Raw genomic sequence first — 26,153 nt, 5'->3', positions numbered from 1 at the left:
AGCGGACGGGGCCGACCGTTCGAGTGGGCTCGTGAGTCCCCGCAAGATGGACGCCGACCAGGCCGACATCGACACGCCACTCGTCCGCGAACTGGTGGCCGCTCAGTTCCCGCAGTGGGCCGCGTTGCCGCTGGAGCCGGTCGACTCCGGCGGATTGGTGAACGCGATCTACCGCCTCGGCACCGACCTGTCCGTACGGTTGCTGCTCCGGCCCTCGAACACCGACATAGTGCAACGGGAGCAGGCGAAACTCGCGGCACTCGCGCCGTTCCTGCCTGTGGCCATCCCTTCTGTCGAGGCGATCGGCTCACCCACCGAGGCGTTCCCGGGCGAGTGGTCCGTCCACCGCTGGCTCACCGGTACGCACCCCTCCCCCGACGCGCTGGTTGATCCGCGTGGGCTGGCGACGGACCTCGCGGCGTTCGTCGACGCGTTCCGGCAGATCGACTTGCCGGACCGGCCGCCGGTGTATCTCGGCGAGCGCCGGACGCGTGCTCTGATGGTCTCGATGGACTCCCCGACGCGGGAGGCGATCAGCGAGCTGGATGGCCTGATCGACACTCGCGCAGTACTGGCGTCGTGGGAGGAGTCGCTCGCGGCGCCGTACGACGGGCGCGAGGTGTGGGTGCACTCGGACCTGACGCCGAGCAACCTGCTCGTGTCGGCGGAGGGCCGGCTGACCGCGGTGCTCGACTTCGAGACGTGCGGTGTCGGCGATCCGGCGTGCGACATGTTCCCCGTGTGGTACCTGCTGCCCGCGAAGGTCCACGACGAGTTCCGTACGGCGCTGGACGTGGACGACGCGACCTGGCTCCGCGGACGCGGGCGTGTGCTGTCCCAGGCCCTGATCGTGTTGCGGTACCACAAGGACACCAACCCGGCGATCGCGAGCTACGCGCTGCACGCCATCGGCAAGGTGCTCGCAGCTCCTCGATGAGATCTCCGAGCGTGGTGCGGACCGAACACGCACGCGGTCAATACGCAGAGTCTCCGGTAGCGCGAGTGGGATCGGTGAGGAGATCGAGGTGGCCGACGTGGCACGCGGTCTCTTCGAGCATGTGGACCAGCACCCAGCGGAGCGTCACTGGCCCTTTGCCGAATGACGGCCGCGGTGCCTTTGTGTCAAGGCTGGCGAGTCGCTCAGTGACCTCCCTGCTGCGCGCGCATGCCGCAAGATAGAGGTCGGCGATCTGATCGACGGTGTCGTGAACAGCGGATCCCATGTCCCAGGACGGCTGGGTGTTGGATGGTGCGGACGCCCACGGCTCGGGCAGTTCGCCGCCTCCGACTCGGGCCGTGAACCAGTGATCCTCCATGTGAGCCAGGTGCTTGACGACTCCCCCGGCAGTTAGATCGGTCGACACGAGAGTCCTGGACCGTGCTTGCTCGTCCGTCAGGGTCTGAAGCAGGCTGAGGGCTCGACGTCGGTACTGATCAAGGAACTGGGTGAGAGTGGTCCGTTCGTCGGCATCGAGGTCCGGATAGCGATCGGATTCGTCGACGGACATCGCGGTGATCCTTTCGCTACTGATGGGGACGGAGCTTGAACATCAGGATGCCGAGGTACTTGTTCATCCATGCCTGCTTGTGCGGGTAGCGGCCTCGGGCGTCCTCGGACAGTTGAGGCTCGATCGCGGCCTCGATCCACAACCCGGCCGCACTGAACACGTTGAGCAGGTCAGACATGGTGTACGGACGCTTCGTGAGGGTGATGTGGTCGTTCCAGCCGCTGACGTAGGAGAACGAGGCGGTGGAGAAATACTCTTCACCCAGGGACGTCCCATTCCGTTCGGCCCGTTCAACGGCGGACCGGATCTTTCGCGTAGCCGAACGACTGCAGGACCAAGATCCGGTCGAATCTGCGCCCGGCGAGCCCAGGCACAGACTCCAGCTCAGAGAGATCGCCTCGGATGAACTCCACGCCAGGCGGCGGGTCACTGAGGAAGTTGCCACTGACGTCCACACCTACGGACGCGGTCGCGCCGTCTCGAACCAGCTCAGCGAGCTTGCCGCCGTTGCCGCAACCGAGATCGAGCACAGACCGTCCGGTCACATCACCCAGAAGGTCTCGCTGCGCAGGCCACTCGACAATCCGATCCAGCGAGTCCTCCCTGGTTCGGGCCCGCTCGTAGTCCGGAGCGAGTTCCAGCCACGGCCGGCTCGAATCCCCAGGACTGTCCGCCTGTGAGTCGTCTGACATCGCCACGGGACAGACCATAGTCGTCCCTTGGGCCTCCAGGGCGTTCGTTGCTCCCACTCCCCTGTGCTGTCCGGATAATTTCGATGCGCCGATGGACTGTGAGGCCTAGATTGCAGGGCGTGAACCTTTCGCAGCTCGGTACGCCGGTTGGTCCGATGACTCGCGTCCACGGCGGGTTCGCCAATCGGATGTACCGGCTCGACACCGACCAAGGGTCGTTCGCGGTGAAGGAATTGAACCTCGCCGATCGTCGCTCGACCTACCACGTCGAGGACGTGTTCAGGTTCGAGCGCGCGGCCTTCGCCGCCGGCATCCCGATGGCGGAGCCGATCTCGGCCAGCGACAGCACGCTCGTCCATCGGTGGGTCGAGGGAGAAACGTTGCCCGAGGCACCGGTGTCGGAGGCGTACGCGTTCGAGATCGGCGAGATTCTCGCGCGCATCCACGCGCTCGACGTCGAGTGGCCGCACGAGCCGGTCGAGGAAGCGGTGTCATACGACTGGCCCGAGCTCGCCGTACGGGCCGCGGCGACCGGGCAGCCGTGGGCCGACGAGCTCGCCTCCCATGTCGAGACGTTCCTCGCGATCGCCCACTTCGTCGACACCTGCGAACGACCAGGCCCCGTCGTACTGACCCACAAGGACATCCAGCCGTGGAACCTCCTCGCTCGAGACGGTCGGCCGGTAGTGCTCGACTGGGAGCTTTCGGGGATGCTCGACCTGTCCAGTGAGCTCGGCTCGACCGCGCTGAGCATCGCGAAGGGATCTGGCTTCGACCACATCGAGCCCGCGGTCTTCCGCGCAGTTCTTGACGGGTACGTCGCAGGTGGCGGAACGTTGCCGCCGTCGGGTCCGAGTTGGTTCGTCTTCATGATCGGCGGCTGGCTCGGACACACGAGATGGAACATCCTCCGCTGCCTCGCCGGCTCCGAGGCGAACACCGGCCCGGACCTCGCGCTGTCGCACGAGTCGGCCCGCAACGGCGTACGCGGTCTGCCCAACATGTTCGCCCGCCTCCCGCAGCTCGAGACGCTTCTCCCGTGACAGGCGGGACTCCCCCGCCGAAATGCAGATGCCTCGTGGTGGGGCGTTGGGTGAGACTTGGGTGATGGGGACAACGCCTCGCACGATCATTGACTCGGTGGTGCGGTCGGTTTGCGGTCGTGACGTCGTACGACTGGTTCCTCTCGCTGGTGGCGGGATGAACGAGACGTATCGCGTTGAGCTTGCCGGTGAGGGCGCTGTGGTTGTCCGGATCGCGCGTCAGGATGTGCCGTGGTTCATCGATGAGGCCTACCTCATGACGCAGGCGCGCGCTGCGGGCGCTCCGACAGCAGAAGTGCTCGGGCTCGAGCATCTGGATCACGACGGCGAACTGCTGTCCTTCTCGGTCCAGCAGTTCCTGCCTGGCCGTTCCCTCGACGAGCTCATCGGCGAAGTGCCTGCTGCTGAGCTCGAGCGGCTGGTCGTGGACGCCGGTGAGATGTTGGCGCGGGTGCACAGCGTGGTCCTGGACGACCAGCGAGCCATCCGGCACGAACTGCGGTTGCCCGATGAGCGCGAAGTCGCCCGGGTCGCAGGCATCGTCAAGGAGACGGTCGACCCGGCGGCAGCCGCGATCGTCGTACGCGGTGCCGACTTCCTGCGCCACGAGGTGACGACCCGGGCGGCTCCCCCGCTCTCGCTGGTCCATGGCGATTTCTGCCCGAAGAACCTGCTGATCCACGACGGGTCGGTCGTCGGCTTCATCGACTGGGAGTTCGCCGGCCGTACGTCGCCGGCGTACGACTTCGCCCAGTGGGAGGTGGACGCCGGAGACGCGTTGAATGATCGATTGGATCTGGTACGCCGGGGATACGCGCGGGTCGCTGATCCTGAGTTGGCCGAGGCAGGTTGGACGCCGGCCTTTGCCATCGACTGGGCACTCGAAAAGCTCGGGTGGAAGAACCCCGCTACGCCGGCGCAAGTCCGGCGCTGCTTGGACGTGATTGCCCGCTACGCGAGCGCCTGAGCAGTCAGAAGGTAGGTGGCAGGGATGCTCATGGCCTGCTCCCCCAGGCCTGGGTACATGGACTGCTCGGGAAACTCCTGGAGCGAACGAACGGTCAGGCCGGCGGTGAGGACTGCGGTGACTACGCTGCCGATGCTCCAGACGAAGCTTCGGTGCGGAATGTCCGGAGTGCCTAGCGTTCGGGTGATCTCCGGGGCTTTCAGTGGATCGGTGTAGCCGTCTCGGTCCGTGCCGAAATAGTCGCCGCTGACGGACAATGCGTTGTCTCCGCGTACCGTCAGGATCTCCCACAGCGGATGGTGTTCGCTGATCACCAGGACACCACCAGGGTTGAGTCGATCGGCGACCAATCGCGTCCAGTCGGTGATGGTGGGCACCCAGCACAGGCCGCCCCACGAGATGTAGATGACGTCGAATCCGGTGATCTCCGCATCCAGCGTCATCATGTCCTGCAGGACGAACGTGACGTCCACTCCCAGTGCGTCGGCCTTCGCGCGGCCGGTGGCCAGGTGCGACGGCGCGATATCCACGGCAGTCACCTCTGCCCCGAGCTGCGCGAAGGTCAGCGCCTCATCACCCACCGAACACGCGAGCTGCAACACGCGGCGACCACGAACATCTCCGACGGCCGCAAGCTCGTCGTCAGTCAGGGCACTGCCACCGTTCAAGAAGAACTCGACCGGCTGACCGTGACGATGTGGCGCCAGCCGCTCCCAGTACACGCTGTTCTGCCTGACGACCTCGGAAACTCGCAGCTCGGACACAACGCCGACCGTATTCGTAACCAGTTGCCTGCGCATCCTGGTTTCACGACCGACTCCCCTTCCCGCTGAATTCGTCGGTACCGTTGCGCGATGAGACCCGTCGACACCATCAATGCCTGTCGCGCGAGCCATATGTCGTTGCTCGCCGACCTCGCGCCGTTGGCCGATGACGACTTCCGTACGCCGAGTCTGCTTCCGCGCTACTCACGGGGACACGTCGTCACGCATCTTGCGAACAAGGCCAGGGCTCATGTGCACATCTTCGGGGGCCCGGCCGCCGGTGAGATCCGTCAGGTTCACCCCGACGGATACAACCCGGATCTGGCCGCGGACCGCGGCGTGAACCGCTCAGCGGCCGAACTCCGCTCCGATCTGACGCAATCCTTCGAACTGCTCGAAGGCACCTGGGATGCTTTCGACGACACCCTCTGGGACCGGCAAGGCATCATGGCGGCCGGCCGGCGGACGATGGCCGAGATCGTCGCCCACCACCTGCGGAACGTCGAGGTCCACCACGTGGATCTCGACGTCGGCCATCGACCTTCCGATTGGCCCTCGATCCTCGTCGACGGCGAATTGCCGAAGCGTCTCCGATCGCTGCCCGACCGAGCCGGTCACGCCGAGATCCTCGCCTGGCTGCTGGGCCGCGCACCAGCACCCAACCTCGACGGCCCTTGGTAGCGCGTGTCCGGTGCCTTCTTGCGTTGTTCCAGCCTCTACAACAGAGGCAAGAATGTCTGGCAGGCTTCGAGGTCGTGGAGTTGGAGGCCGTTTCTGCGGGGCGGTGATCGGCTGACCCGCACGTCGTCCCGCGAGCAATCACCCACATGCTTTTGTGGTGTATAGGCTGCCGTGATGGAATCCGAGGGGCGGTCGCGTTTGGCTGAGGGTTGGGATGTCAACGCTGGGGCGTGGATCGAGTGGACCAGGCGAGGCCTCGACAGCTACAACACCCACAAGCAGGCCTTCCTGCCGCTGATCCCGCCACCTGGTCGGCTCACCGTGGACATCGGTGCCGGTGAGGGTCGGATCAGCCGTGAGTTGCGGGCCCGTGGACATCGCGTCCTGGCGATCGATCGGTCGTCGACGATGATTCGCTCCGCAGCGACGCACCCCGAGGAACCTGTACCGGCCGTTGTCGCTGATGCGGTGAACCTCCCGGTGCCGGATGCGGCCGCTGACTGTGCCGTGGCGTTCATGAGTTTGCACGACATCGACAACGTCGTACCGGCGATCGCGGAGATCGGCCGCATTCTCGCCGGCGGAGGAAAATTGGTGATGGCGATCGTGCACCCGCTCAATTCAGCGGGCGATTTCGATCGAGACGCCGCCGGCCCGAATCCGCCGTACGTCATCCCGGATTCGTACACCCAAGCCAGGCATTACACCAACACGCGCAGTCGCGACGGTCTGTCGATGACGTACCACGGAATTCACCGGCCGCTGCAGACCTACACCGAGGCGCTCGCAGACGCGGGCCTGGTGATCGAGCGGCTCCGGGAACAGACCTCCGATGATCCCGAGAACAAGTGGTACCGAATTCCGCTGTTCCTGCACATCGTTGCCACCGTTCAGCGTTGAGGGCCGCTGTGTACGTGGATGTGCAGGTGTTTGGAGTCCTGGTATTCGCCGAGGTTGGTCAGTACCGCGGCCGCGCCGGTGGTTCGCTCGGTGTCGGCGGCGATCGACTGCACGACGGTGAACAGCCGGCGTACGACCTGCTCGTCGGCCGAGGTCACCGTGGTGAAGGACGCAATGTGTTGTTTCGGCACGATGACGATGTGGTTCTTCCAGAACGGCCGGGTGTGATGGAACGCCAGCACTAATTCGTCCTCATACACAACGTTGAGCGAGCCCGGATCAGGAATCGCCACATCGCAGTAGAAGTCGTCGCCACGGTATTGCACTGTCAGAGGATACCTACTCCCCCTTGTGAAGGCGATCACAAGAGACGATAGAGTGATGCGATGACGCGCGACGGTGCCCGGCGACGTACGGCGCGTGTCCGCGAGTGGCTGGACCGGACCAGCGAGACCGGGAACCCGGCAACCGCCAACGATCTGGCCGGCCCCTTTCGCTTCCTCTTCTGGCTCGCGCGGTCGCAGTCCCGACGGATCGCGCTGGGCGGAGTGCTGGGCACTCTCTGGATGGTTGGCCTCGCGGTGCCTCCATGGGTGCTGTCCCATGCTGTTGATGAAGGACTTGTGGCCGGCAACACCGGTGCCCTGGTCCGATGGGCGTTGGTCCTGCTGGCCGTCGGCGTCCTCAACGCGCTGCTGGGTATCGCGAGGCACCGAACGATGACGAAGGTCCGGATGGACGCCTCGTTCCGCGCAGTCAGAGCCGCGGTCGAACACACCTCCCGCTTGGGTGCGTCGTTACCGGGACGCGTCAGCACTGGAGAGGTGGTGACGGTCGGCATCACCGATGTGTACACGGTCGCGATGGCGCTGACCGTCGCCGGTCCTGGCGTCGGCGCGGTCGTCGCGTACGCCGTGGTTGCCGTTGTACTGTTCACCACTTCCCCACTGCTGGCGGCGGTGGTGCTCGCCGGCGTTCCGCTGCTTGCCATCGCAGTCGGCCCGTTCTTGCAGCGCATTGAACGGACGGGCGGCGAGTACCGCGTGCACCAGGGACGGTTGACGACCCGCCTGGTCGACGTGCTGGGCGGGCTTCGCGTGCTCAACGGCCTTGGTGGCAAGGAGTTCGTCGCGGAGCGGTACGAGCAACAGTCGCAGGGACTGGTGGGACACGGCTACCGCGTCGCTGGACCTGCGAGCTGGGTCGGCGCGTTGTCGACCGGTCTGCCGGCGCTGTTCCTGGCCGCGGTCGTGTGGTTGTCGGCGCGGATGGCTGCCACCGGATCCATCACGATCGGCGATGTCGTCGCGGTCTACGGGTACGTCGCCGTACTCGTCGTTCCCGTGTCCGCCTTCATCGAGGGCGGTGGCGACATCGCCCGCGCTCGCGTGGCCGGGCGACGCATCATCGACCTGCTCAATCTGCCCGCCGCCCGCGACGACCAGCGAGGAGACCTTCCGACTGGGTGCGGCCCGTTGGCCGACCCTGCCTCGGGTCTGACGGTTCGTCCCGGCCTGTTGACTGCGCTGGTCGCCGCCCGGCCGGCGGAGACGAGGACGGTCATCGAGCGGCTGGGTCAGCTGAGCACCGACGCTGACGACAGTGCGACGTGGGCAGGCGTGCCGATCGACGATGTTGCGCGTGAGGAGTTCCGGCGCCGGTTGGTTGTCGCCGACAACGATGCCGAGGTGTTCGCCGGGACGGTGCGAGACGTTGTCGCGGGTCGTCTCGAGCCTGACGACAGCCGGATTCGCGCGGCTCTCCGAGTCGCGGTAGCCGAGGACGTCGTTGAGGCGCTGCCCGGCGGCCTCGACGCCACCATCGCTGCCAGCGGTAGCGATCTGTCCGGCGGGCAACGGCAGCGGATCCGGCTCGCCCGCGCCGTCTATGCCGCACCGGACGTTCTGCTCGCCGTCGAACCGACATCCGCTGTCGACGCGAACACCGAAGCGGCGATGATCGACCGGATCCGCGAAGCGCGGCGTGACACGACAACGGTGATCACGACGACATCGCCACTCGTGCTGGACCGCGCCGACGAGGTCGTCGTCCTGGTCGACGGCAAGGCGTCGGCGGTCGGGACGCACGCGGACCTTCTGCGCACTGATTCGTACTATCGCGAGCTCGTGTCCAGGACGGCCGATGAGTAGCCAGTTGCCGGTCGCCGGCCCCGCCGAAGTCCGCGCTGCGGCGCGACGTGACCTCCGCGCGGAACGTCGTACGGTGATTGGGCTCGTCCTGGTCAACGGGCTTGCGTCCGCGGCAGGTCTGATCGGTCCGTTGCTGCTCGGCCGCGTCATCGACACGATCCAATCGGGCTCCGGTGACGTGCTCAGCACGGTCGATCGGCTTGCCTTCGGCGCGCTCGTGTTCACTGTCGTGCAGACAGTGCTGGCGTGGTGGGCGCTCAAGATCGGGTACCGGTTCGGCGAACGGACGGCGGCGCGGGTCCGGGAACGGTTCTTGCGGCGGACTCTGGCGCTGCCTCCACGCGTAGCCGACCATCTTCCGGCCGGCGATCTGATCTCCCGCGGAAGCACTGATGCCTCCGTGGTGGCGTTCACCTTGCGATCGGCTGTCCCCGAGGTTCTCGTGGCTCTCGTCCACGCTTTGTTCCTCATCGTCGCGGTGCTCGTCCTGGACGTGCGGCTCGGGCTGTGCGGATTCGTGGCCCTGCTCGGCGTCGGAGCGGCCGTGCGCTGGTACGTACGACGCGCGCGACCGGCCTACCTGGCGGTTGCTGCGACTGGTGCGGATATGGCCGATGTCGTCGCCAGCACGGCCAAAGGCGCCCGTACGGTCGAACTTCTCGGATTGGAACGTCGCCGCAGAGAGGTCACAGAGGCCGCCGTCACCCGAGCCCGGTCCGCACGCTTGAGCGCGCTGTGGTTGCGGACGATCCTGTTTCCGTGGGCGGAGGTGTCGCTGGCGCTCCCGGTGGTGGGAGTCCTTCTCGTCGGCGGCGCCCTGTACGCGAATGATCTCGTCAGTCTCGGAGTCGTGGTGACGGCCACGGTGTATCTTCGCCAGCTCGTCGGGCCGCTCGACACACTGATGCTCTGGATCGAGCAGCTACAAGGCGCCGGTGCCTCCTATGCACGCGTCGAGGGCCTGGCGGATGTCCCCACTGAGTCCGAGCCTGCCGCGGTTGAGTACGCGGACGGCGATCGCATCCGGGTGGACAACGCGCACTACAGCTACACGGGAGTTCGCGACGTACTGCAGGGAATCGACCTCGTGGTGCAGCCCGGCGAACGCTTGGCGATCGTCGGCACGTCCGGAGCTGGGAAGTCAACGCTCGCGCGGCTGCTCGCCGGTCTCGACCGGCCGCACACCGGGTCGGTGACCATTGGCGGTACGCCGGTTGCTGATCTGCCGCCCGACCAGCTCCGCGAGCACGTCGTACTGATCACGCAAGATCATCACGTCTTCCATGACACCGTGCGCGACAACCTGCTGATCGCGAAGCCGGACGCAACGGACGAGGAACTGTGCGCGGCCCTCGCCGCAGTCGGAGCCACGTGGTGGGAAGACCTGCCGCTCGGGCTGGACACCGACACTGAGCTCGACGACGCGGGCGCCCAGCAACTCTCGCTGGCGCGAGTCGTCCTCGCCGATCCGCACACCCTGATCCTGGACGAAGCGACCGCACTCCTCGACCCCAAGACCGCACGGCAAACCGAGCAGTCGCTGGCCGGCGTCCTCGAGGGTCGCACCGTGATTGCGATCGCCCACCGCCTGCAGACAGCGCACGACGCCGACAGGATCGCGGTCATGGAGGCCGGCGAACTCGTCGAGCTCGGCACCCACGACGAACTCGTCAGCGCAGGCCACGTCTACGGCCGCCTCTGGCAGACCTGGCACGGGGAAACACCGAACCCTTAGGCGTGTGGTCCTGGTCGGCTGTAGAAACGTGACGTGCTGACCAAGCGTGTGGTGGCGGGGCTGCAGCGGCATGTGGCCGGGTTGATGGACGAGCATCGGGTTCCGGGGATCGCGGTCGGGATCTGTGACCGACAGGCTGGCGGTTCGGGGTGAGGAAATTTTGGTGGGTGTGTAGGAGTGGCGGGGGTGAGTTCGTTGGGTGGGTGTAGGCAGGGTTGAGCAGAGTGGACTGGAGATCGTGATGCAGTATCTGATTTCTGTGATTGACAGCCGGACCGGGTCGGCGACTCAGGACGAATACGCGGCGATCGACGCGTTCAACGAGCAGTTGGTGGCGGACGGGCACTGGGTGTTCGCGGGTGGGCTCAGTGCTCCCAGCGACGCGACCGTGATCGACGCCCGGGGGGACGACGAGCCGATCTTCACCGACGGGCCGTACCTGGAGTCGAAGGAGTACGTGGCCGGGTTCTGGGTGTTCGAGGCGCCGGACCTGGACGTGGCGCTGAAGCTGGCCGCCGCGGCGTCGAAGGCGTGCAACCGCCGGCTCGAGGTGCGGCCGTTCCTGTGAGCGACGTCCAGGAAGCGATCACTCGGGTCCACCACGAGGAATGGGCGCGGGTGGTCGCCTCGCTGACCAAGCGGTTCCGTGACCTCGACATCGCCGAGGAGGCGGCCGCCGAGGCGTTCGCCACCGCCGTTGAGCGCTGGCCCGCCGACGGCGTACCGCCCAACCCCGGCGCCTGGCTGACCACCGCCGCCAACCGCAAGGCGATCGACCGGATCCGCCGCGAGAGCAAACGTGACGACAAGCAGAAGGAGGCTCAGATGTCGTACGACGAACCGCCCGAGCCTCTCGGCGTGATCGACGACGAGCGGCTCCGGCTGATCTTCACCTGCTGTCACCCGGCACTCGCGATGGAGACCCGGGTCGCGCTGACGCTCCGGATGATCGGCGGCCTGACCGTTCCCGAGATCGCCCGCGGCTTCCTGGTCCAGGAGACCGCGATGGGCCAGCGGATCACTCGCGCGAAGGCGAAGATCAAAGCGGCCAAGATCCCGTATCGGGTCCCGTCCGCGGAAGACCTTCCGGGACGCGTGTCCGGCGTACTCGCCGTGCTGTTCCTCGTCTTCAACGAGGGCTACCTGGCGACCGGCCCTGATACCGATCCGGTCCGTCACGAGCTGACTGCCGAGGCGATTCGGCTCACCCGCCTGATCCGGGCGCTGCTGCCGGACGACGGCGAGGTCGCCGGCCTGCTCGCGCTCATGCTCCTCACCGAGGCCCGCCGTACCGCACGAGTTTCGGCGGCCGGCGAACTGATCTCGCTGCGCGACCAGGACCGCGGCGCCTGGGACACGGCACTGGTTGCCGAGGGCCACCGTCTCGTCCGCGAGCGGCTCGCGACCCGGCTACCTCCGGGCCGCTACCAGATCCTCGCTGCGATCAATGCCGTCCACACGTCCGCGCGCGACGCGGCGGACACCGACTGGTCGCAGGTCGTGGCGCTCTACGACCAGCTCGTCCGGGTCGACCGCTCACCGATCGTCGCGCTCAACCGCGCGATCGCGGTCGCCGAGCTCGACGGGCCCGAGGTGGCGCTGGCGACGATCGATCGGCTGGGCGAGAAGCTGTCCGGGTACCACGCGTACCACGCCGCGCGCGCCGACCTACTGCGGCGACTGGGCCGCAGCCAGGAGTCGCGGGCCGCGTACGACGCAGCGATCGAGCTGGCCGAGAACACGGCCGAGGTTGCGTACCTGAGCCGCCGGCGCGATCAATTGGTCACCTGGCGGCCGTAGCGGGCGAGGTAGTGCCAGACGTACTTGATCGACTGCGCCGGATGCGCGCCAGTTGCTCTTCCGAGTACGTCGGGGGTGAGTTGCGGGCCGAGCGAGCGGGCGAGGGCGACGATCTCGGGACCGCGGTACGCCGGGTCGAAGTCGGCCGGATCCGCGCGAAAGCCCGGGTGGTACTCGACCGGGCAGCCGAGCTCCCGCGCTGCGTCCTCGACGGGTGTGCCGATGAACGACGGGTCCAGGACCACCGCCTCGACGTCGGCGGCGATGCGGATCTGGCCGTGGAGATGCGCCTCGATGTAATCGTCCAGGTCGTCGAGCGGCGCCGCGTCGGCCAGCTCACACAGCTGCGGCAGGACGCTCCGGTCACCGAAGTCGGCCGGATCGCGCGCGGAGTCCGGGAAGCAGAACGTTGCTCGCTCAATCGTGTCGGGTTTCAGCCGGAGGTACGACGACCCGAAGCGGATCGCTCCGCCGTACACGTCACGCCGCCGATTCCACACCCCGTAGACGGGCCGATCCAGTTCCGGTTGGTCGTCGTACCGTCCGGAGAACAACCGGCTCTCCCACTCCCACCGGTCTCCCCCGCGGAACGCGGTCAGTCCGCCGTTGGAGATCCCCGTCGTGAACTGCGACCGATAGAGCCCGTCCGCGGCGATCGACTCGATCACCGTCCTCGCACCGTGCGGCCAGTTCGGATGGAACTGCACGGTGAGCATCAGAACGGACCCGTCTCGCGGCCGTCGGCGTCGACCATGATGAAGCGAAGCTGCTCGTCCTGCCGGCCGCTGGCGAGCCAGTGCGCGAACGCGATCCGCGCGGTCGGCGGCATGTCGAGCGTGGTCGGATCCATCGTCAGATCGAACCACCGCAGATCGCCCTCGGTGCATTCTGTCGGTACGGGCGCCGCGGGGCGGAGGTTGGCGGTGAAGTAGTACGTCGTACGCACCTCGTCGCCGGTGTCGCGTACGGCGACGTACCGGAGCGCGAGGTCGGTCAGGTGGTCGGCCTTGACGCCGATCTCCTCGTCGACTTCCCGGAGCGCGGCCGCTGTCGGGTCGGTGAGCTCGTGCGGCTCGAGGTGACCGCCGATGCCGACCCAGGAGTCCGCGATCGCGCGGGATCCGCGGCGGTAGAGGAGCAACACGCTCCCCTCCCGCACGAGGAAGACCGAGGTCAGGTGCCGGGCCGAGCGGAGTGGCACGTCAGACGTTGACGTTGAAGCCGAGGTCCAGGTCGGACGCGGCCTGGCCGCCGCGGATGCCCCAGTTCGAGGTGGGGTGGTCCCGGACGAGGATCGTGACGTGATCCGCGGGGATGCCGAAGGGCTTCAGGTTGCCGACGATCTCGGTGTAGAGCTTGCGCTTGGCGTCGATCGAGCGTCCCGCGAAGCAGTCGACGGTGACGAGCGTGAAGAACTCGGGCTCGGTCAGCCGCGGCGAACACGCGAACCGGTGCGGCGCGTGGACGACCAGGCGCACGTCCTTGTCCTGCGGCGGAATCTGGAACGCGGTGACGAGCGCACCGTGCACCGCCTCGATCAGTCCGGCCTCATCAACGTCGGAGTACTCCCGACGAACCTCGATCTGCGCAGTGGGCATCTACAGAATCCTTCCACGATCGACAGCAACACCCCGACCCCACCACGAAGCAGCCACTCCGGCGACCGAATATCCAGCCGACGCCGCAGCCGAACCACTCGGGTAGCAGTGGATATCCGGCTCTCTTGTCCGATGTATGGGTGAAGTCGCCCCAGCCGTGGACCCGCGACGAGGTCAGTGGGGTGAACTCCTGCCGATCCGCGCGAACGCCCAAGAGCGGGGAAACAAAGTTGCACAGAGCGACAACTTCCTTCCCCGCCACCGCCCCCCCGCCGAGTCGTGGCGTTTGGTTGCCCCTGAGCACCGCGAGTCGTGAATCAAGGTTGCAGGCGACCGCCAAGGCCCACGACTCGACGGCCCCGGTCCCATCGACGGGACTGGCGAAGAACGGTTATCCCTTCGAGTGGGGGTTCTCTACTGATACGTGAGGGGAGAACCCTGCACACGAGGGGTTATCCAGCCCTCGTGCCCGACGACCGGCCACCCAGCGACGCCCAACTCAACCCAGCCGACCCACACATACGTCACAAGAGCCAGTTGTCCGGCTCTTGTGCGTGAGGTGCGGTTGGTGGGTGGGGGGATTTGTCGGTGGGGGTGGGCAGACTTGGGTGTTGTGAAGATTCCGCGTGGGGCTGCGGTTGTTGTTGAGGCGGGCAGGGTTTTGGTGGTGAAGCGGTATCTGCGGCAGGGGGCGTCGGCCGAGTGTGTGATGTGTGAGTACGGCGATGTGCCGGGGCCTCGGTGTGAGGGGCATCGGTACGCCGTTCTACCCGGAGGGCATGTGGAGGCGGGTGAGTCGGCGGCGGGCGCTGCGCTTCGGGAGCTCGAGGAGGAGACGACGCTCACCGGCACCTTGGACCGGTTGCTGTGGACCGGCACGCACAACGGGCGGCCGGCGTACTACTTCCTGGTCAGCGACGTGAACGGCGTACCGGAACTGTCAGGTGACGAAGCGGTGGACCATTGTGCGACGAACCATTTCGAACTGCGGTGGGCCGACGCGGCGGACCTGGAGGAATTCGGGATCTACCCGACGGAGCTGCAGCAGCATTTGACGCGTCTACTTCAGGCGGGCGACCACGCGGGTTAGGCCGAGGAGGTTTCCCTGGTCGGCTTCCAGTAGGTGCTCGTCGGGTTCATACCCGCGGCCCACCTGTGCGCACGTCTGCAGCCAGTGGAGCCAGTCGGCCCAGCCGTTCGGCACGAAGTCGGCCGTTTCAACGGTGACCAGGCCGGTGCGTTCCCAGAGGTGTCGCCACCAGTCAGGCGGGAGCCAGGTGCAGAGGTCGGGTCCCCAGCGCTCCGCGACGTACGGCGGCGGGGTGAAGTCGGGAGCGGTCCGGATGCCTGGGGTGATGATGCCGAGCGTCCCGTTCGGACGGACCAAGTCGGTCAGGTACGGGAGGTAGTCGACGCCGGTGCCGAAATAGTTGTACGCGCCGATGCTGACGACAGCGTCGAAGAACCCGTGCGCGAACGGGAGTTTGCGGGCGTCGGACTGGATCGGATGCACGCGGTCAGCCACGCCGGCGTCCTGTACGCGCTGCCAGTTCTCGCTGGGGTCGACCCAGAGGTCGGTGGCCCAGACCTCGACGTCACATTCGCGGGCCAGGAAGATCGACGTCAGCGCCGTACCGCAGCCGAGGTCGAGGACCCGCATGCCGGGCCGCAGCGTCATCACCTGCAGGAGGCTTTCGGCGCTCCACAGCGGGTGCGGGCCCATGAGATTGTCGACGACCCATTGCTGGTCATAGGTGTTCGATCGTGGATAACGGTCAAGGGTGAGCGCTTCGCTCAGGAGTTCACTGGACATGGCGTGACGATGCCAGCGTGCTCCGGGAGATCACAACGCAATTTCGGCGACGGCCTCGGCGATCATTCGATGTCCTTGCTGTTCGAAGGATTCGTCGCCGACCTGGTGTGCCCACACCGCCGTACTGATCGCCTCCCGGAGCCGGGCGCGCTGCCAGGCCGCTGGTTCGCGCGGGTCCGAGCCATAGCCGGTGATGAACGCCGGCTCGAGGCTCGGTTCGGAGCGGAACTGCTGGGCGGCCAGGCGAGCGAGGTCGGTGTACGCCGGGCGCAGGTCCGCGCGGCCGAAGTCGATGACGCGGACGATGCCGTTGTCGACAAGCCAGTTGCGGGGCTGCCAGTCGCCGTGGGTCGGTACGAGCGTCGCGGGCGGTGTCGGCCAGGCCTCGATCGTTGCCCGGAGAAGGTCGGCGAGGTCGGGTGCGATCCGGTGCGGTCTGCCTAGTCCCGCGAGCGTGCGCTGGTTCTCACGGGATTCGTAGTTGTCGTCCGGTACGGCGGATTGCCGGTGAAATGCCGCGAGCAGTTCGCCCGCCTGCTGATAGGTGTCCGAGGCCCATTCGTACGGCGTGCCTTCGACGAGCTCACCGGGAAGGAAACGGGTCAGGAGGAGCTTCGCGTCCTCGTCCGCGTGGACGAGCTCGGCCGCTCTCCCCCACGTGGTCCACGGCTGCAACCAGTTGCGGTGGGCACGGATTTCGCGGGCGAGACGGTGGTCGGCGCTGTCGCCGGCCTTCGCGATGTAGCGCTCTCCGTGGTGCTCGAGCTCCAGCACGAGCGTTCCGATGAGACCCCAGCTGTGGTCACGCACGATCGCGGCGGACGGCAGCCACACGTCGAGGAGCTGTTGCTGCCGCTCGGTGAGTCCCACGCGCATGAGAGTAGCGCAAGAAATATGCGGGAAAGGATGGACGAATTACTTGGAAGGATTTATCCTGGCCGAATGCAGAATTCACAGGAGAATGCGTCCCTACCAATTAACTTATCATCGGAAATTGCGGAAAGCAAGTCCGGCGAATTCTGGTCGCTCGGAGGAGTGCCGGTTCGGCGGATCGGATTCGGTACGAAGCGGCTCGCGGGCGGTGACGGCGGCGGGGCCGACGTACAGGACCGGGCGATCGCGCTGCTGCGGCGAGTCGTCGAGCTCGGGGTGAATCACATCGACACCGCGGAGTTCTACCCGAGTTACGGACGGTCCGGCGGGACGGACTTCGAGAGCCTGGGCTGGGCGAACGACGTGATCCGGCGCGCGCTGGCGCCGCACCCGGAAGAGCTCGTGATCGCGACCAAGGTCGGGCCGACGAAACACGGGCTGGCGCGGCCGGACCAGTTGCGGGAACTCGTGGAGAGCGATCTCCGCGTTCTCGGGGTCGATTCTCTGGACCTCGTGTACCTGCGGCAGACGGGTCTGGAGTCCATTGCTGAGCATTTCGGCGTCCTGGCCGAGTTGCAGGCGAAGGGGATGATCCGGCACTTGGGTGTCTCGAACGTGCGGGTCCCGCACCTTCACGAGGCGCGGGAGATCGCGCCGGTGGTTGCGGTGCAGAACCGGTACAGCGTGGGATTCGGGCGGGCGAACGACGAGATCCTGCAGTTGTGCGGTGAGTTGGGGATCGCCTTCATCCCGTTCTTCACGCTCACCGCTGAGTCGCGGGAGGGGGGCGGGGTGCCCGACTCCGGGCCGGTTCAGGAGATCGCGGACCGCCACGGGGCGACGGTCGCGCAGGTGCGGTTGGCGTGGACGCTGAGCCGCGGCGATCACGTCCTCGCAATCCCGGGCACCTCCAGCCCGCAGCACCTGGAGGAGAACCTGCGGGCCGCCGACCTCAACCTCTCCCCCGAGGACCTCGCAACCCTCAACTCCCTGGTCGACTGAGCCGTATGCGCCGGGGCGCGAGCCCCGGCGCATACCATCGCGACTGGCGTCGACGTACCGCGGGTGCGGGTGCTGACTCAGCTCCTCGACGTTGTCAGAAGGCGACCTCGTCGGTCTTCTGTACGGCGGCGGTCCGGCCCGGAGCCCGGTGGTACTGCCAGTAGAGGTTGGTGTGCGCGATCACCTTGTCGGGCGTCGGCGCGCCGTACTCGCTCAGGTCCTCGGTGGTGTGGGCGTCGGCGACCAGCGTCACGTCGTACCCACGGACCATCGCGCCGTGGATCGTCGAGCGGATGCACTCGTCGGTCTGCGCGCCGCTGACGACCAGGTGGCCGATGCCGGCGCGGGCGAGGACGTCCTCCAGGTCGGTCGCCTCGAAGCTGTCGGCGTACGTCTTGTGGACGAGCGACTCCGAGCCGTCCCGGGACAGCTCAGGCACGAACTGCCACTCGTCGCTGTCCTTGACCAGGTTCTCGCCGGAGTGCTGGATCCAGACGACCGGGACGCCTCCGGCGCGGGCCTTGCCGACGAGTGTGCTGATGTTGGCGACGACGCGGTCGCGCTCGTACGACTCCCCCACGACACCGTTCTGGACGTCGATCACGAGCACGGCCGTGTGCGGCCTATCGGACAGCGTGGACATGGAGGCTCCTCCCTCTAAAACGTGTACGGCGAACGCTAGACCCGCCCGCCGACAGTTCTTGTCACGTCCAGCCGCGCAACCGCAGCCGCACGGTCGGTACGTCGCCGTCGTCGAGATCCTCCGCCCGCCGTACGGCCGCCTTCACCGGCAGGAGGTACCGCCCGTCCTTCGGGAACATCGACGTGTCCCAGACACTCGCACCGATCTCGGCGGTCACCGGGATCATCCCCCACCCGTACGTGACAAAGTTCGACTCCGCCTCGAAGTACGCGCTCTCCTCGTCGGGGACGGTGATGAAGTACCAGGGCGCAGGCCCGCGCCAGTACCAGATCTCTCCCGAGAACTCGATGTCGTTCATCCCGCTTCCAGCCACTCGTCCACCACTCCCATGAACTCGTCGAGGTGTCCGTACCAGACGGAATGCCCCGCACCCGGCACCGACCGGACCCAGAATCCCAGCTCCTCCAGCTCCCGCGCCCGCCGAGCAGACACATAGCGGCTCGGGTCGGCCCGCACCACAATCGACGGCACCACGGGTCGCTTGACCGCTTGCCCTACGTACGAGCGTTCGAGCGCCACCGCGGTCTCGACATCGAACCGAGCCGCCGCCTCCGCCTCGACCCGGCAGTCCGCAGCTGACCAACCGGTCCGGGTAGCCAACCGCTCCACAGTGCGTGCGGCGCGAGAGGTCGTGAAACGTTCGCGCAGCTCCGCAGCCGGCGCCGGCGGGTCCGCGGACGGGTCAGAGAGGGGTACGTCGACATACACCGCCCGACTCGGCCGCAGCCGAGCCAGTGCGTCGGAAAGCACGATCGCCCCGAGCGAGTGACCGATGGCGAGCGCCGGTGGCGTGTCGACGACAGAGAGGACAGCGTCGACGAACAGTTCCATCGTCGCGTCAGGGGCCCGTGGCGCATCGCCGTGGCCGGGCAGATCGATCGCGACCGCCCGGTATCCGCGAGCCGCGAGCGCCGGGCCGACCTCGTGGTACTGCGAGGCCGCGCCCAGCATCCCGTGGATGAGAAGCGCCACCCGGTCGCCCGAGCCCCAGGTCAGCATCAGTCTGGTGTGCTCGCGGCGAGCAGGCGCTGGGCGACGAACTGGCAGGCGGCTCGGAGTTCGGGGCCGCCGATGATCCGGAACGGGGCGCGGATCTCGGACAGTTTGCCGGCGTACCAGTCGGGTTCGTCGGTGCTGGCCAGGAGCCGCGTGCGGTTCTCGTCGATGGGTTCCAGGCGGCCCATGCTGCGCGGGATCCAGCAGGCGGCGTCGTCGAGAGGTGCGTCGATCTCGACCTCGATCGGGTACCGCCAGCCCATCGCGAGGTGCTCCTCGACAGCGGCCAGCGGATCGAGCTCAGCGGGTGGCACGAACGATGCCGTCTGCGCCTCGACCTTGGTGATCTTGTCGACGCGCAGCACGCGCCGGGCGTCCTTGGCGTGCGACCAGCACAGCAGGTACCAGCGACCACGACGTACGACGACCGCCCACGGGTCGACGTCCATCGGCCACTCGTCCTCGTGGCGGCGGTACTGGATCGTCACGCGCCGGCAGTCCGCGCTGTGCGACACGAGGGCGGCGGTGATCTCGGGATCAGGGGTCCGGGCCCCGGGATCGGGTCCACGCGCAGGGACCCGGCGGATCGCGTCGGTGGACCGGGCGACGGCTTCGGGCAGCACCCGGACGATCTTCCCGAGCGCGTCCTCGACCGGATCCGCGGCGCCGCGCGGTCCTTCCAGCACCGCCATCACCAGCCCGAGCGCCTCGGTCGGGCTGAACATCAACGGCGGCAACCGCAAGCCGCGTCCGACCCGGTAGCCGCCGTACGGCCCGCGCACCGACTCGATCGGGATGTCGGCCTCGCGCAGGATCGCGACGTAGCGGCGGGCTGCGCGCTCGGAGACCCCGAGCTTGTCCCCCAGCTGCTCCGCGGTGACGCCGGGGCTGTTCTGGATCAGCTCCAGGACCATCAGGGTCCGCGCCGTCGGGCTCACGTCGTACGCCATCAGTCACCATTCCGGAAGAAGTCCGTCCGGAACTGAGGGTAACCCGTTTTAACTGCTCAGACGGTGAGCGGTTTGTCTGCGACGATCGGGGTCATGCGGGCGGATCGGTTGGTGGCGGTGCTGTTGCTGATGCAGGCCCGGGGCCGGGTGACCGCGGCCGATGTCGCGGCGGAGCTCGAGATCTCGGTGGCGACCGCGCGCCGGGACCTGGAGGCGTTGTCGACGGCCGGCATCCCGGTCTATCCACAGCCGGGGCGGAACGGCGGCTGGCAGTTGGTCGGCGGTGCAAGGACCGACCTGAGCGGGCTGACGGCAACCGAGGCGCAGGCGTTGTTCCTGCTCGTGGGTCCGGCGGCGTCGATCGCTCCCGACGCGAAGGCGGCCCTCCGCAAGCTCGTGCAGGCCTTGCCGGGCACCTTTCGCGAGCACGCCCAGGCTGCAGCCGAGGCGGTGGTGATCGACCCGGCTCGCTGGGGCGAGCACGTGAAGGAACGCCCAGAGCTGGTACGTCGCCTGCAGGACTCCGTCGTACGCCGGGAACGGGTCCGATTGGTCTACTCCAGACGCGGCCGGGAGACGTCGGAGCGGGTGGTGGACCCGCTCGGTCTCGTGGACAAGGACGACGTCTGGTACCTGATCGCGTGGACCGAGAAGGGGCAGCGGACGTACCGCATCGACCGGGTGGTCGACGCGGAAACGACCGGCGCGACCTTCGAGCGGCCGGACGGGTTCGAGCTGTCGACGGCGTGGGCCGAGATCGTCGAACGGATGGAGGAGCGACGATCGGGGCTGACGGCAACTGTCCTGATGGACGAGCGGTTCGTGTGGGTGATGCAGGACCGGCTCGGCCGCAACTGCGAGGTCGACGGGGTCGATGGCGACCGGGTCCGGCTGAAGGTCACCGCGCCCACTCCGTTGATGATCGCGCAGCACCTCGCCGGGTGGGGCGGGTCGATCGAAGTGGTGGATCCTCCGTCGGTGCAGGCGGAGCTCGCGCGACTTGGCCGGGAATTGATGCGGCGGTATGCCGCGATGGACCACCCGGATGAGTAAGGTGCCATGGTTCAACGTGTCCCGACACCGCCCCTCGATCAGCCTCAGGATCCATTCGTGACCACATCCCCTCCCCAGCCGCCGCAGAACCCGTACTCAGGTCAGCCGGCCGGCTACGGTCCGCCACAGCAGCAGTTCCCGCAGTACGGTCAGCAGCCCGGCCAGCCCCAGCAGCCGGATCAGCCCGGTCAGCCTGGTCAGCAGCAGTACGCGGGCCAGCAGTACGGCGGCCAGCAGTACCAGCAGCAGCCGGGCCAGACCTACCCACAGGACGGCGGTCAGCAGTACCCGCCGCAGGGCCAGTACCCTGGCCAGCAGCAGTACCAGGGTCAGCAGTACCAGCAGGACCAGTCGTTTCCCCAGCAGGGCCAGGCGCCGCAGGGCCAGATGGCCTGCCGTTTCTGCGGCGGCTACCCGGCGGCCGAGGCCACCGTGCGCGGCCACCAGGGCCTGATCATCATCATGCGGTTCCTGAAGTTGCAGGGCCCGTTCTGCCGCACCTGCGGGATCGCGTCGGTCCGCGACATGACCGCGAAGAGCCTCTGGCAGGGCTGGTGGGGTATCGGTTCGTCGATCATCAACCCGATCACGATGCTGATGAACATCGGCCCGATGCAGAAGTTCAAGGGCCTCCCGGAGCCCACGCCGGGCCAGGGCCGGCCGATGGACCCGGGCAAACCGCTGTTCCAGCGGCCGGCGATCCTCGGTCTGCTGCTGCCGATCGCACTGATCGCGGCGATCGTGTTCGCGAACCTGAACTCGACCGAGTCGAAGGCCAAGATCGGTGCCTGTGTCATCAACCAGGGCACGTCGGCCAAGCCGGACGTGAAGGTCGTCGACTGCACGTCCTCGGAGGCCGAGTACAAGATCGTCGACAAGATCGACGACTCGACCGACGACAGCCAGTGCGGCGAGGACGCCGAGGCGTCGTACGTCTACCAGAGCGGCTCGACGAAGTACACGCTCTGTCTGACCCCGGTGAAGTAGCGAGTGCTGGGGTCCCGGCGACGGGACCCCAGCCTCAGCTGTAGTACCCGTCCACGGGCACGCGGGCCTCGTCGTACAGCGCCGGTCCTTCCAGCGGTACGTCGGGGAAGCCGCCCGTCGACTTGAGCCCGTCGAGCTGCTCGCCCGACAGCGCGAACACGACCTTGCCGAGGCCGGACCTCGCGAGCGCGCCCGAGCACATCCCGCACGGCTGGCAGCTCGTGTACATGGTGGTGCCGGCCGCGTCCTCGGGCGACAGCTGCTGGGCCGCCCACACCGCGAGCTTCAGCTCCGGGTGGAAGCTGATGTTCCCTTCGGTGAGCGTCGTGTTCCGCTCCTCGATGAGCACGGTGCCGTCGGGGCCGACCAGCAGCGAGCCGAACGGCGGGTTCCCGTCCTTCCGCGCCTCCGCGGCGAGTGCGATCGCACGGCGCAGGAATCCTTCTGCCTCAGGTGTCACGTCGTCTCCAGTCTCATTGCCGCGGCGATTGTCGCCAACGCCTGCCAGGCCCCTTCGGGCCGTTCGGTCTCAAGAGGGTCGCCGACGAACGGATCGAGTACGACGCTCTGCGCGCCGAGCTCCCGCAGTACGGCGAGATCCTGCATCACCTGCTCGATCGAACCCTCCCCCGCTACTCGATCATCGTCGCCCAGCGGCTCGTCCGTCAGCCGGAGCAGGATCCGCGGCGCGAATCCCGGCACCGGCCGGTCCTCCGACGCCGCGACCGTCCGCAGCCGATCCAGCCCGTCTCGCAGCTGCTCGATCGTTTGCCGCAGCGGATGCCACGCGTCGCCGTACCGGACGGTCCGGCGCAATCCCGCCGTACTCGAACCGCCGACCCAGATCGGGATCGGCCCGTCGCCGTAGTCCGCAGTGTCGGCCCACGCGCGCCGCACCTCGGCGAGTACCTCGTCCGTACGCCGACCGCGGTGCGCATGCTCCGCGCCGAGCGCCGCGAACTCCTGCCGCGCCCAGCCGACCCCGACACCGAGCACCAGGCGACCGCCACTCAACGCGTTGAGGTTGGCCGCCATCCTTGCCACCAGCAACGGATGCCGGTACGGCGCGATCAGCACGGTCGTCCCGAGCCGGACCCGCTCGGTGATCCCGGCGAGCCAGCTCAGCGTGGTGAACGGTTCGTAGAACGGCGCGGGGTACTGCTCCGCGACGTCCGGCGTGATCACCACATGGTCCGACACCATCAGCAGGTCGTACCCGAGTCCCTCGACGACGCGCGCCCAGTCCCGCAGCCGCGCCGGATTCGTCCCCGGGCCGAAGTTCGGCACGTTCACTCCAAGTTCCACGCCCTCAGGCTATCCAGGCGGAGACACAGTTCTGAAGAGAATCCTCACGGCGTACGTCGCCTCGCGCCGGGGAATCGCCGGTAGATTATCCGTATGACCGAGAGTCTCGATCCGACCGACTGGGCGATCCTGACCGAACTGCAGGAGGACGCCCGGCTGTCCCTCACGCAGCTCGGCAAGCGGGTCAACCTGAGCGCCTCGGCCACCACCGAGCGAGTACGCCGGCTGGAGTCGATCGGCGTGATCACCGGGTACCGCGCCGAGGTCGACCTCACGAAGGTCGGCTACCCGGTGCTGGCCGTCGTACGACTGAAGTACCCCGGCAACAAGCACGAGCCGCTGCATCGTCTGATGGCCGAGCGCCGCGAGATTCTGGAGTGCCTGCGAACCACCGGCGACGACTGCTACACCCTGAAGGTCGCAGCAGCATCGATGCCGCACCTCGAGGAACTCGTCAACGAGCTGACTGACTTCGGCAGCACGACGACCAACCTGGTCTACTCCCAGACGCAGCGCTACCGAGGCCCGCAAAAGCCGGTGGCCGATCAGGCGTGAGGATGAGAGCGTGGCCCGGTGCTGACCGTCCTGGGGATCGACGTCTCGTCTGACCTGCTGGAGCGATGGGTCGACTGGCTCGCACCGGACGAGCAGCCGTTCTTCGTGACGAGGAAGCAGGCGACGGCCTGGAAGCTGGCCACGGACGACCGGGAGCCGAGCCGGGAGGATCGCGACACCTATCGCACGTACGCGATCGACCGGAAGGCTGCTCGGACCGCGTGGTTGAGCGAGGCGGCGTTCGACGACTTGCCGAAGGCGACGCGGGCCGCGTTGGTTCGGGCGCAGGTGGATTACGACCGCGGGTCGGTTCCGACGGTGCGGAAGTGGTCGCGGATCGTCGGGCCGGACGTTCGTCAGCAGGCGGACGGGCATCGGTTCGTCTGGTGGAAGTCGCTGCTGCGGGAGCCGGCGCGCGTGCTTCCCGAGATCGTGAGCGAGGATCTCGGGCCGAGCCGGCATGCCGAGGTCCGGTCCTGGCCCGCGGCGCTGCCACGCGTGCGGGAGTTGGCCGGCACGTTTCCGGACGGCAGCGGGCCGAACTGCTTCGGCACCGTGATGGCTGCCTGCGGCGTCGACGGCGCCGAGACGGTCTGGATGGTGCGCGAACCGTTCGAGGAATGGCTGGCGAACCACACCGAGAGCGGCGGCAAGGACGACGTACCGGGCACTGTGCTCGTCTGGCGTGACGCTGCGCGGCGGGTCCAGCACGCGGCGCTGACCATCGGCGACGGGTGGATGTTGCACAAGCCGTCGCAGTCGTGGATGACGCCCCGGAAGGTACGAACCGTCGCCGAGGTGAAGCGCGCCACGCGGACTGCCGGATGGCGGCTCGAGCGTCATAAACTGGCCGGGTGAGGTTGCTCGTCACTGGAGCCGCTGGTCTCCTGGGGCGTGAACTCCTGCGCACGGGCGGGCACGAGGTCATCCCGGCGTACCACTCGCAAGTCGTGGCGGGTGGGGTGCAGCTCGACGTACGGCGACGTGACGCGGTGCGGGACGTGATTCGCAGCGTCCGGCCGGACGGGATCATCCACACCGCCTACAAGCAGGACGACTGGCGGACCACGGCCCATGGCGCGGTCAACGTCGCGCTGGAGGCGGACGACGCGCGTCTTGTGTTCGTGTCCAGCGATGCGGTCTTCGGTCCCCGGGAAGCGGCGTACACCGAGAACGAATTGCCATGCCCGATCACGCCGTACGGTGCGGCCAAGGCGGCGGCCGAGACGGCGATCCGTGCGGTCATGCCGGGCGCTGTCATCGCGCGGACGTCGCTCATCATCGGATCGGACGGTCACTCGGAGGAGGAACAGCGCGTACGACGGTTGGCGGCCGGTGAGCCTGGTGTGTTCTACACGGGCAACATCCGCTGCCCGGTGCACGTCTCCGACCTCGCGTCGGCGCTGCTCGAGTTGCTCGTCTCCGAGGTCATCGGCGTGACCCACGTGGCCGGTCCTGAGGCGCTCAGCCGATTCGACCTGGGACGGCTGATCGCCATTCGCGACGGTCTCGACCCGCAGACCCTGCCGTCCGCGCCAGGTACGCCGTCCGACATTCGTCTCGACAGCCGCGGCACCCAGGACGTGCTGAAGACGCGGCTTCGGCCGGCGAGCGAGTTCCTACTCTCCTGAGGTCTGCAGGTCGCGGGCTAGTTCCTGCAGCGTGCGCGCGAGCTCTGCGACTCGTGCGTGGTCGTCGGTGCCCAGCGCCGCGGCGAGGGCCGGCTCGATGCTCGTGGCACGGACCTGAGCCAGGCGGTCCGAGGCGTCGGGCGCCTGACTGACCAAGGCCCGGCGTCGGTCGGTCGGATCGGTTGTCGTGATGACCGATCCGGCCTCCTTCAGCCGGGCGATCGCGGTCGACACCTGGCTCTGCGGCAGGCCGGTGCGGGCGGCGATCTCCCCCACCGCGCTCGTCGGATGCTCGGCGATGTCACTCGCGACGATCAGCACCATCCGCGCGCTGCCGGCGTACTTCGCCGCGCCGCCCGGCGGCTCCGGTAACGCGTCCTCGCCGATCTTCATCAGCGCCCGCCCGAGCAGGAAGAGCTCCACACCGTTCACACCGCCGAATCTACA

General features: G+C 67.6%; 34 protein-coding genes. 16 read left to right on the top strand and 18 right to left on the bottom strand.

Going from position 1 to position 26,153, the window contains the following annotated elements; all coding sequences use genetic code 11:
- Positions 1–31: 31 nt before the first annotated feature.
- Positions 32–937, top strand: a complete 906-nt coding sequence (locus OHB24_RS33185) for an aminoglycoside phosphotransferase family protein (protein ID WP_327634830.1) — start codon at positions 32–34, stop codon at positions 935–937.
- Between the two features lie 37 nt (positions 938–974).
- Here the strand turns inward: OHB24_RS33185 and OHB24_RS33180 are convergent, their stop codons facing one another.
- The 3 genes from OHB24_RS33180 to OHB24_RS33170 all read right to left on the bottom strand — a co-directional run bounded on the left by OHB24_RS33180 (position 975) and on the right by OHB24_RS33170 (position 2,200).
- Positions 975–1,508 carry a DinB family protein gene (locus OHB24_RS33180; protein ID WP_327634829.1) on the bottom strand — a complete coding sequence of 178 codons (534 nt, stop codon included), beginning with the start codon at positions 1,506–1,508 and terminating at the stop codon, positions 975–977.
- A gap of 16 nt (positions 1,509–1,524) precedes the next feature.
- A complete protein-coding gene (locus OHB24_RS33175) occupies positions 1,525–1,686 on the bottom strand; it encodes a hypothetical protein (RefSeq protein WP_327634828.1) in 162 nt (53 codons plus the stop codon).
- 112 nt (positions 1,687–1,798) lie between these two features.
- Positions 1,799–2,200 carry a class I SAM-dependent methyltransferase gene (locus tag OHB24_RS33170; protein WP_327641134.1) on the bottom strand — a complete coding sequence of 134 codons (402 nt, stop codon included), beginning with the start codon at positions 2,198–2,200 and terminating at the stop codon, positions 1,799–1,801.
- A gap of 119 nt (positions 2,201–2,319) precedes the next feature.
- On the opposite strand from OHB24_RS33170, the gene OHB24_RS33165 reads away from it, so the two are divergent.
- Positions 2,320–3,243: a phosphotransferase family protein gene (locus OHB24_RS33165; protein ID WP_327634827.1), complete on the top strand. Its 924-nt coding sequence runs from the start codon at positions 2,320–2,322 to the stop codon at positions 3,241–3,243.
- Between the two features lie 22 nt (positions 3,244–3,265).
- Positions 3,266–4,210: a phosphotransferase enzyme family protein gene (locus tag OHB24_RS33160; protein ID WP_327634826.1), complete on the top strand. Its 945-nt coding sequence runs from the start codon at positions 3,266–3,268 to the stop codon at positions 4,208–4,210.
- Here OHB24_RS33160 and OHB24_RS33155 read toward each other — a convergent pair.
- On the bottom strand, positions 4,195–5,010 hold the full coding sequence (locus OHB24_RS33155) for a class I SAM-dependent methyltransferase (RefSeq protein ID WP_327634825.1): 816 nt from the start codon (positions 5,008–5,010) through the stop codon (positions 4,195–4,197). The genes OHB24_RS33160 and OHB24_RS33155 overlap by 16 nt on opposite strands.
- Positions 5,011–5,064: 54 nt before the next feature.
- Here OHB24_RS33155 and OHB24_RS33150 point away from each other — a divergent pair, with 54 nt between their 5' ends.
- Both OHB24_RS33150 and OHB24_RS33145 read left to right on the top strand, forming a co-directional pair.
- Positions 5,065–5,655 carry a maleylpyruvate isomerase N-terminal domain-containing protein gene (locus tag OHB24_RS33150; RefSeq protein ID WP_327634824.1) on the top strand — a complete coding sequence of 197 codons (591 nt, stop codon included), beginning with the start codon at positions 5,065–5,067 and terminating at the stop codon, positions 5,653–5,655.
- A 174-nt stretch (positions 5,656–5,829) separates the two neighbouring features.
- Positions 5,830–6,555, top strand: a complete 726-nt coding sequence (locus OHB24_RS33145; protein WP_327634823.1) for a class I SAM-dependent methyltransferase — start codon at positions 5,830–5,832, stop codon at positions 6,553–6,555.
- Here OHB24_RS33145 and OHB24_RS33140 read toward each other — a convergent pair.
- Positions 6,546–6,881 carry an HIT domain-containing protein gene (locus OHB24_RS33140; RefSeq protein WP_327634822.1) on the bottom strand — a complete coding sequence of 112 codons (336 nt, stop codon included), beginning with the start codon at positions 6,879–6,881 and terminating at the stop codon, positions 6,546–6,548. The genes OHB24_RS33145 and OHB24_RS33140 overlap by 10 nt on opposite strands.
- A 60-nt stretch (positions 6,882–6,941) precedes the next feature.
- Between OHB24_RS33140 and OHB24_RS33135 the strand changes: the two genes are divergently transcribed.
- The 4 genes from OHB24_RS33135 to OHB24_RS33120 all read left to right on the top strand — a co-directional run bounded on the left by OHB24_RS33135 (position 6,942) and on the right by OHB24_RS33120 (position 12,240).
- Entirely contained in the window at positions 6,942–8,705 is a 1,764-nt protein-coding gene (locus OHB24_RS33135; protein WP_327634821.1) for an ABC transporter ATP-binding protein, read from the top strand.
- The gene (locus tag OHB24_RS33130; protein WP_327634820.1) at positions 8,698–10,440 is read left to right on the top strand and encodes an ABC transporter ATP-binding protein; all 1,743 of its coding nucleotides are present in this window, start codon (positions 8,698–8,700) and stop codon (positions 10,438–10,440) included. The genes OHB24_RS33135 and OHB24_RS33130 overlap by 8 nt, the downstream gene beginning before the upstream one ends.
- Before the next feature lie 241 nt (positions 10,441–10,681).
- Positions 10,682–11,008, top strand: coding sequence for a YciI family protein (locus OHB24_RS33125; protein WP_327634819.1), 327 nt, complete (start codon positions 10,682–10,684; stop codon positions 11,006–11,008).
- A complete protein-coding gene (locus tag OHB24_RS33120; protein WP_327634818.1) occupies positions 11,005–12,240 on the top strand; it encodes an RNA polymerase sigma factor in 1,236 nt (411 codons plus the stop codon). The genes OHB24_RS33125 and OHB24_RS33120 overlap by 4 nt, the downstream gene beginning before the upstream one ends.
- Here the strand turns inward: OHB24_RS33120 and OHB24_RS33115 are convergent.
- The 3 genes from OHB24_RS33115 to OHB24_RS33105 are packed head-to-tail and all read right to left on the bottom strand — an operon-like array spanning position 12,216 to position 13,838.
- Positions 12,216–12,956, bottom strand: a complete 741-nt coding sequence (locus OHB24_RS33115; protein WP_327634817.1) for a DUF3626 domain-containing protein — start codon at positions 12,954–12,956, stop codon at positions 12,216–12,218. The two genes, OHB24_RS33120 and OHB24_RS33115, sit on opposite strands and share 25 nt — an antisense overlap.
- Positions 12,956–13,399, bottom strand: a complete 444-nt coding sequence (locus OHB24_RS33110) for an NUDIX domain-containing protein (protein ID WP_327641133.1) — start codon at positions 13,397–13,399, stop codon at positions 12,956–12,958. Before OHB24_RS33110 ends, OHB24_RS33115 begins: the two co-directional genes overlap by 1 nt.
- Positions 13,400–13,442: 43 nt before the next feature.
- The gene (locus tag OHB24_RS33105) at positions 13,443–13,838 is read right to left on the bottom strand and encodes a tautomerase family protein (protein WP_327634816.1); all 396 of its coding nucleotides are present in this window, start codon (positions 13,836–13,838) and stop codon (positions 13,443–13,445) included.
- A 424-nt stretch (positions 13,839–14,262) separates the two neighbouring features.
- On the opposite strand from OHB24_RS33105, the gene OHB24_RS33100 reads away from it, so the two are divergent.
- Positions 14,263–14,928 (top strand): NUDIX domain-containing protein, encoded by a 666-nt coding sequence (locus tag OHB24_RS33100; RefSeq protein ID WP_327634815.1) that lies wholly within the window; start codon positions 14,263–14,265, stop codon positions 14,926–14,928.
- Here OHB24_RS33100 and OHB24_RS33095 read toward each other — a convergent pair.
- Both OHB24_RS33095 and OHB24_RS33090 read right to left on the bottom strand, forming a co-directional pair.
- On the bottom strand, positions 14,899–15,651 hold the full coding sequence (locus OHB24_RS33095) for an SAM-dependent methyltransferase (protein WP_327634814.1): 753 nt from the start codon (positions 15,649–15,651) through the stop codon (positions 14,899–14,901). The genes OHB24_RS33100 and OHB24_RS33095 overlap by 30 nt on opposite strands.
- A 30-nt stretch (positions 15,652–15,681) precedes the next feature.
- Positions 15,682–16,521 (bottom strand): phosphotransferase, encoded by an 840-nt coding sequence (locus tag OHB24_RS33090; protein WP_327634813.1) that lies wholly within the window; start codon positions 16,519–16,521, stop codon positions 15,682–15,684.
- Between the two features lie 165 nt (positions 16,522–16,686).
- On the opposite strand from OHB24_RS33090, the gene OHB24_RS33085 reads away from it, so the two are divergent.
- Positions 16,687–17,526 carry an aldo/keto reductase gene (locus tag OHB24_RS33085; RefSeq protein WP_327634812.1) on the top strand — a complete coding sequence of 280 codons (840 nt, stop codon included), beginning with the start codon at positions 16,687–16,689 and terminating at the stop codon, positions 17,524–17,526.
- 94 nt (positions 17,527–17,620) lie between these two features.
- Here the strand turns inward: OHB24_RS33085 and OHB24_RS33080 are convergent, their stop codons facing one another.
- From OHB24_RS33080 to OHB24_RS33065, 4 genes are all read right to left on the bottom strand, one after another.
- Positions 17,621–18,169 carry an isochorismatase family protein gene (locus OHB24_RS33080; RefSeq protein WP_327634811.1) on the bottom strand — a complete coding sequence of 183 codons (549 nt, stop codon included), beginning with the start codon at positions 18,167–18,169 and terminating at the stop codon, positions 17,621–17,623.
- A 61-nt stretch (positions 18,170–18,230) separates the two neighbouring features.
- A complete protein-coding gene (locus tag OHB24_RS33075) occupies positions 18,231–18,527 on the bottom strand; it encodes a DUF1905 domain-containing protein (RefSeq protein ID WP_327634810.1) in 297 nt (98 codons plus the stop codon).
- Positions 18,524–19,228, bottom strand: a complete 705-nt coding sequence (locus OHB24_RS33070) for an alpha/beta fold hydrolase (RefSeq protein ID WP_327634809.1) — start codon at positions 19,226–19,228, stop codon at positions 18,524–18,526. The genes OHB24_RS33075 and OHB24_RS33070 overlap by 4 nt, the downstream gene beginning before the upstream one ends.
- Complete coding sequence (locus OHB24_RS33065) at positions 19,228–20,175, bottom strand: helix-turn-helix transcriptional regulator (protein WP_327634808.1); 948 nt, start codon at positions 20,173–20,175, stop codon at positions 19,228–19,230. The genes OHB24_RS33070 and OHB24_RS33065 overlap by 1 nt, the downstream gene beginning before the upstream one ends.
- A 93-nt stretch (positions 20,176–20,268) precedes the next feature.
- Here OHB24_RS33065 and OHB24_RS33060 point away from each other — a divergent pair, with 93 nt between their 5' ends.
- Positions 20,269–21,228, top strand: a complete 960-nt coding sequence (locus OHB24_RS33060; RefSeq protein ID WP_327634807.1) for a helix-turn-helix transcriptional regulator — start codon at positions 20,269–20,271, stop codon at positions 21,226–21,228.
- Positions 21,229–21,324: 96 nt separating this feature from the next.
- Here the strand turns inward: OHB24_RS33060 and OHB24_RS33055 are convergent, their stop codons facing one another.
- Entirely contained in the window at positions 21,325–21,672 is a 348-nt protein-coding gene (locus tag OHB24_RS33055) for a hypothetical protein (RefSeq protein WP_327634806.1), read from the bottom strand.
- Here OHB24_RS33055 and OHB24_RS33050 point away from each other — a divergent pair.
- Positions 21,661–22,215, top strand: coding sequence for an LppU/SCO3897 family protein (locus OHB24_RS33050; protein ID WP_327634805.1), 555 nt, complete (start codon positions 21,661–21,663; stop codon positions 22,213–22,215). The genes OHB24_RS33055 and OHB24_RS33050 overlap by 12 nt on opposite strands.
- 34 nt (positions 22,216–22,249) lie before the next feature.
- On the opposite strand, the gene OHB24_RS33045 is transcribed toward OHB24_RS33050, so the two are convergent.
- Positions 22,250–22,675 carry a nucleoside deaminase gene (locus tag OHB24_RS33045; protein ID WP_327634804.1) on the bottom strand — a complete coding sequence of 142 codons (426 nt, stop codon included), beginning with the start codon at positions 22,673–22,675 and terminating at the stop codon, positions 22,250–22,252.
- Positions 22,672–23,520, bottom strand: coding sequence for a TIGR03619 family F420-dependent LLM class oxidoreductase (locus tag OHB24_RS33040; protein WP_327634803.1), 849 nt, complete (start codon positions 23,518–23,520; stop codon positions 22,672–22,674). Before OHB24_RS33040 ends, OHB24_RS33045 begins: the two co-directional genes overlap by 4 nt.
- Before the next feature lie 93 nt (positions 23,521–23,613).
- Between OHB24_RS33040 and OHB24_RS33035 the strand changes: the two genes are divergently transcribed.
- From OHB24_RS33035 to OHB24_RS33025, 3 genes are read left to right on the top strand one after another with little or no spacing between them, the layout of a single operon-like run.
- A complete protein-coding gene (locus tag OHB24_RS33035; protein ID WP_327634802.1) occupies positions 23,614–24,075 on the top strand; it encodes an Lrp/AsnC family transcriptional regulator in 462 nt (153 codons plus the stop codon).
- A gap of 18 nt (positions 24,076–24,093) precedes the next feature.
- A complete protein-coding gene (locus OHB24_RS33030) occupies positions 24,094–24,933 on the top strand; it encodes a hypothetical protein (RefSeq protein WP_327634801.1) in 840 nt (279 codons plus the stop codon).
- Positions 24,930–25,706, top strand: a complete 777-nt coding sequence (locus OHB24_RS33025) for an SDR family oxidoreductase (protein ID WP_327634800.1) — start codon at positions 24,930–24,932, stop codon at positions 25,704–25,706. Before OHB24_RS33030 ends, OHB24_RS33025 begins: the two co-directional genes overlap by 4 nt.
- Here OHB24_RS33025 and OHB24_RS33020 read toward each other — a convergent pair.
- Positions 25,695–26,138, bottom strand: coding sequence for a MarR family winged helix-turn-helix transcriptional regulator (locus OHB24_RS33020; RefSeq protein WP_327634799.1), 444 nt, complete (start codon positions 26,136–26,138; stop codon positions 25,695–25,697). The genes OHB24_RS33025 and OHB24_RS33020 overlap by 12 nt on opposite strands.
- Between the last annotated feature and the right edge of the window lie 15 nt (positions 26,139–26,153).

It is taken from the genome of Kribbella sp. NBC_00482, from assembly GCF_036013725.1.
GTDB lineage: Bacteria > Actinomycetota > Actinomycetes > Propionibacteriales > Kribbellaceae > Kribbella.
This window is presented reverse-complemented; position numbering and strand designations above follow the sequence as displayed.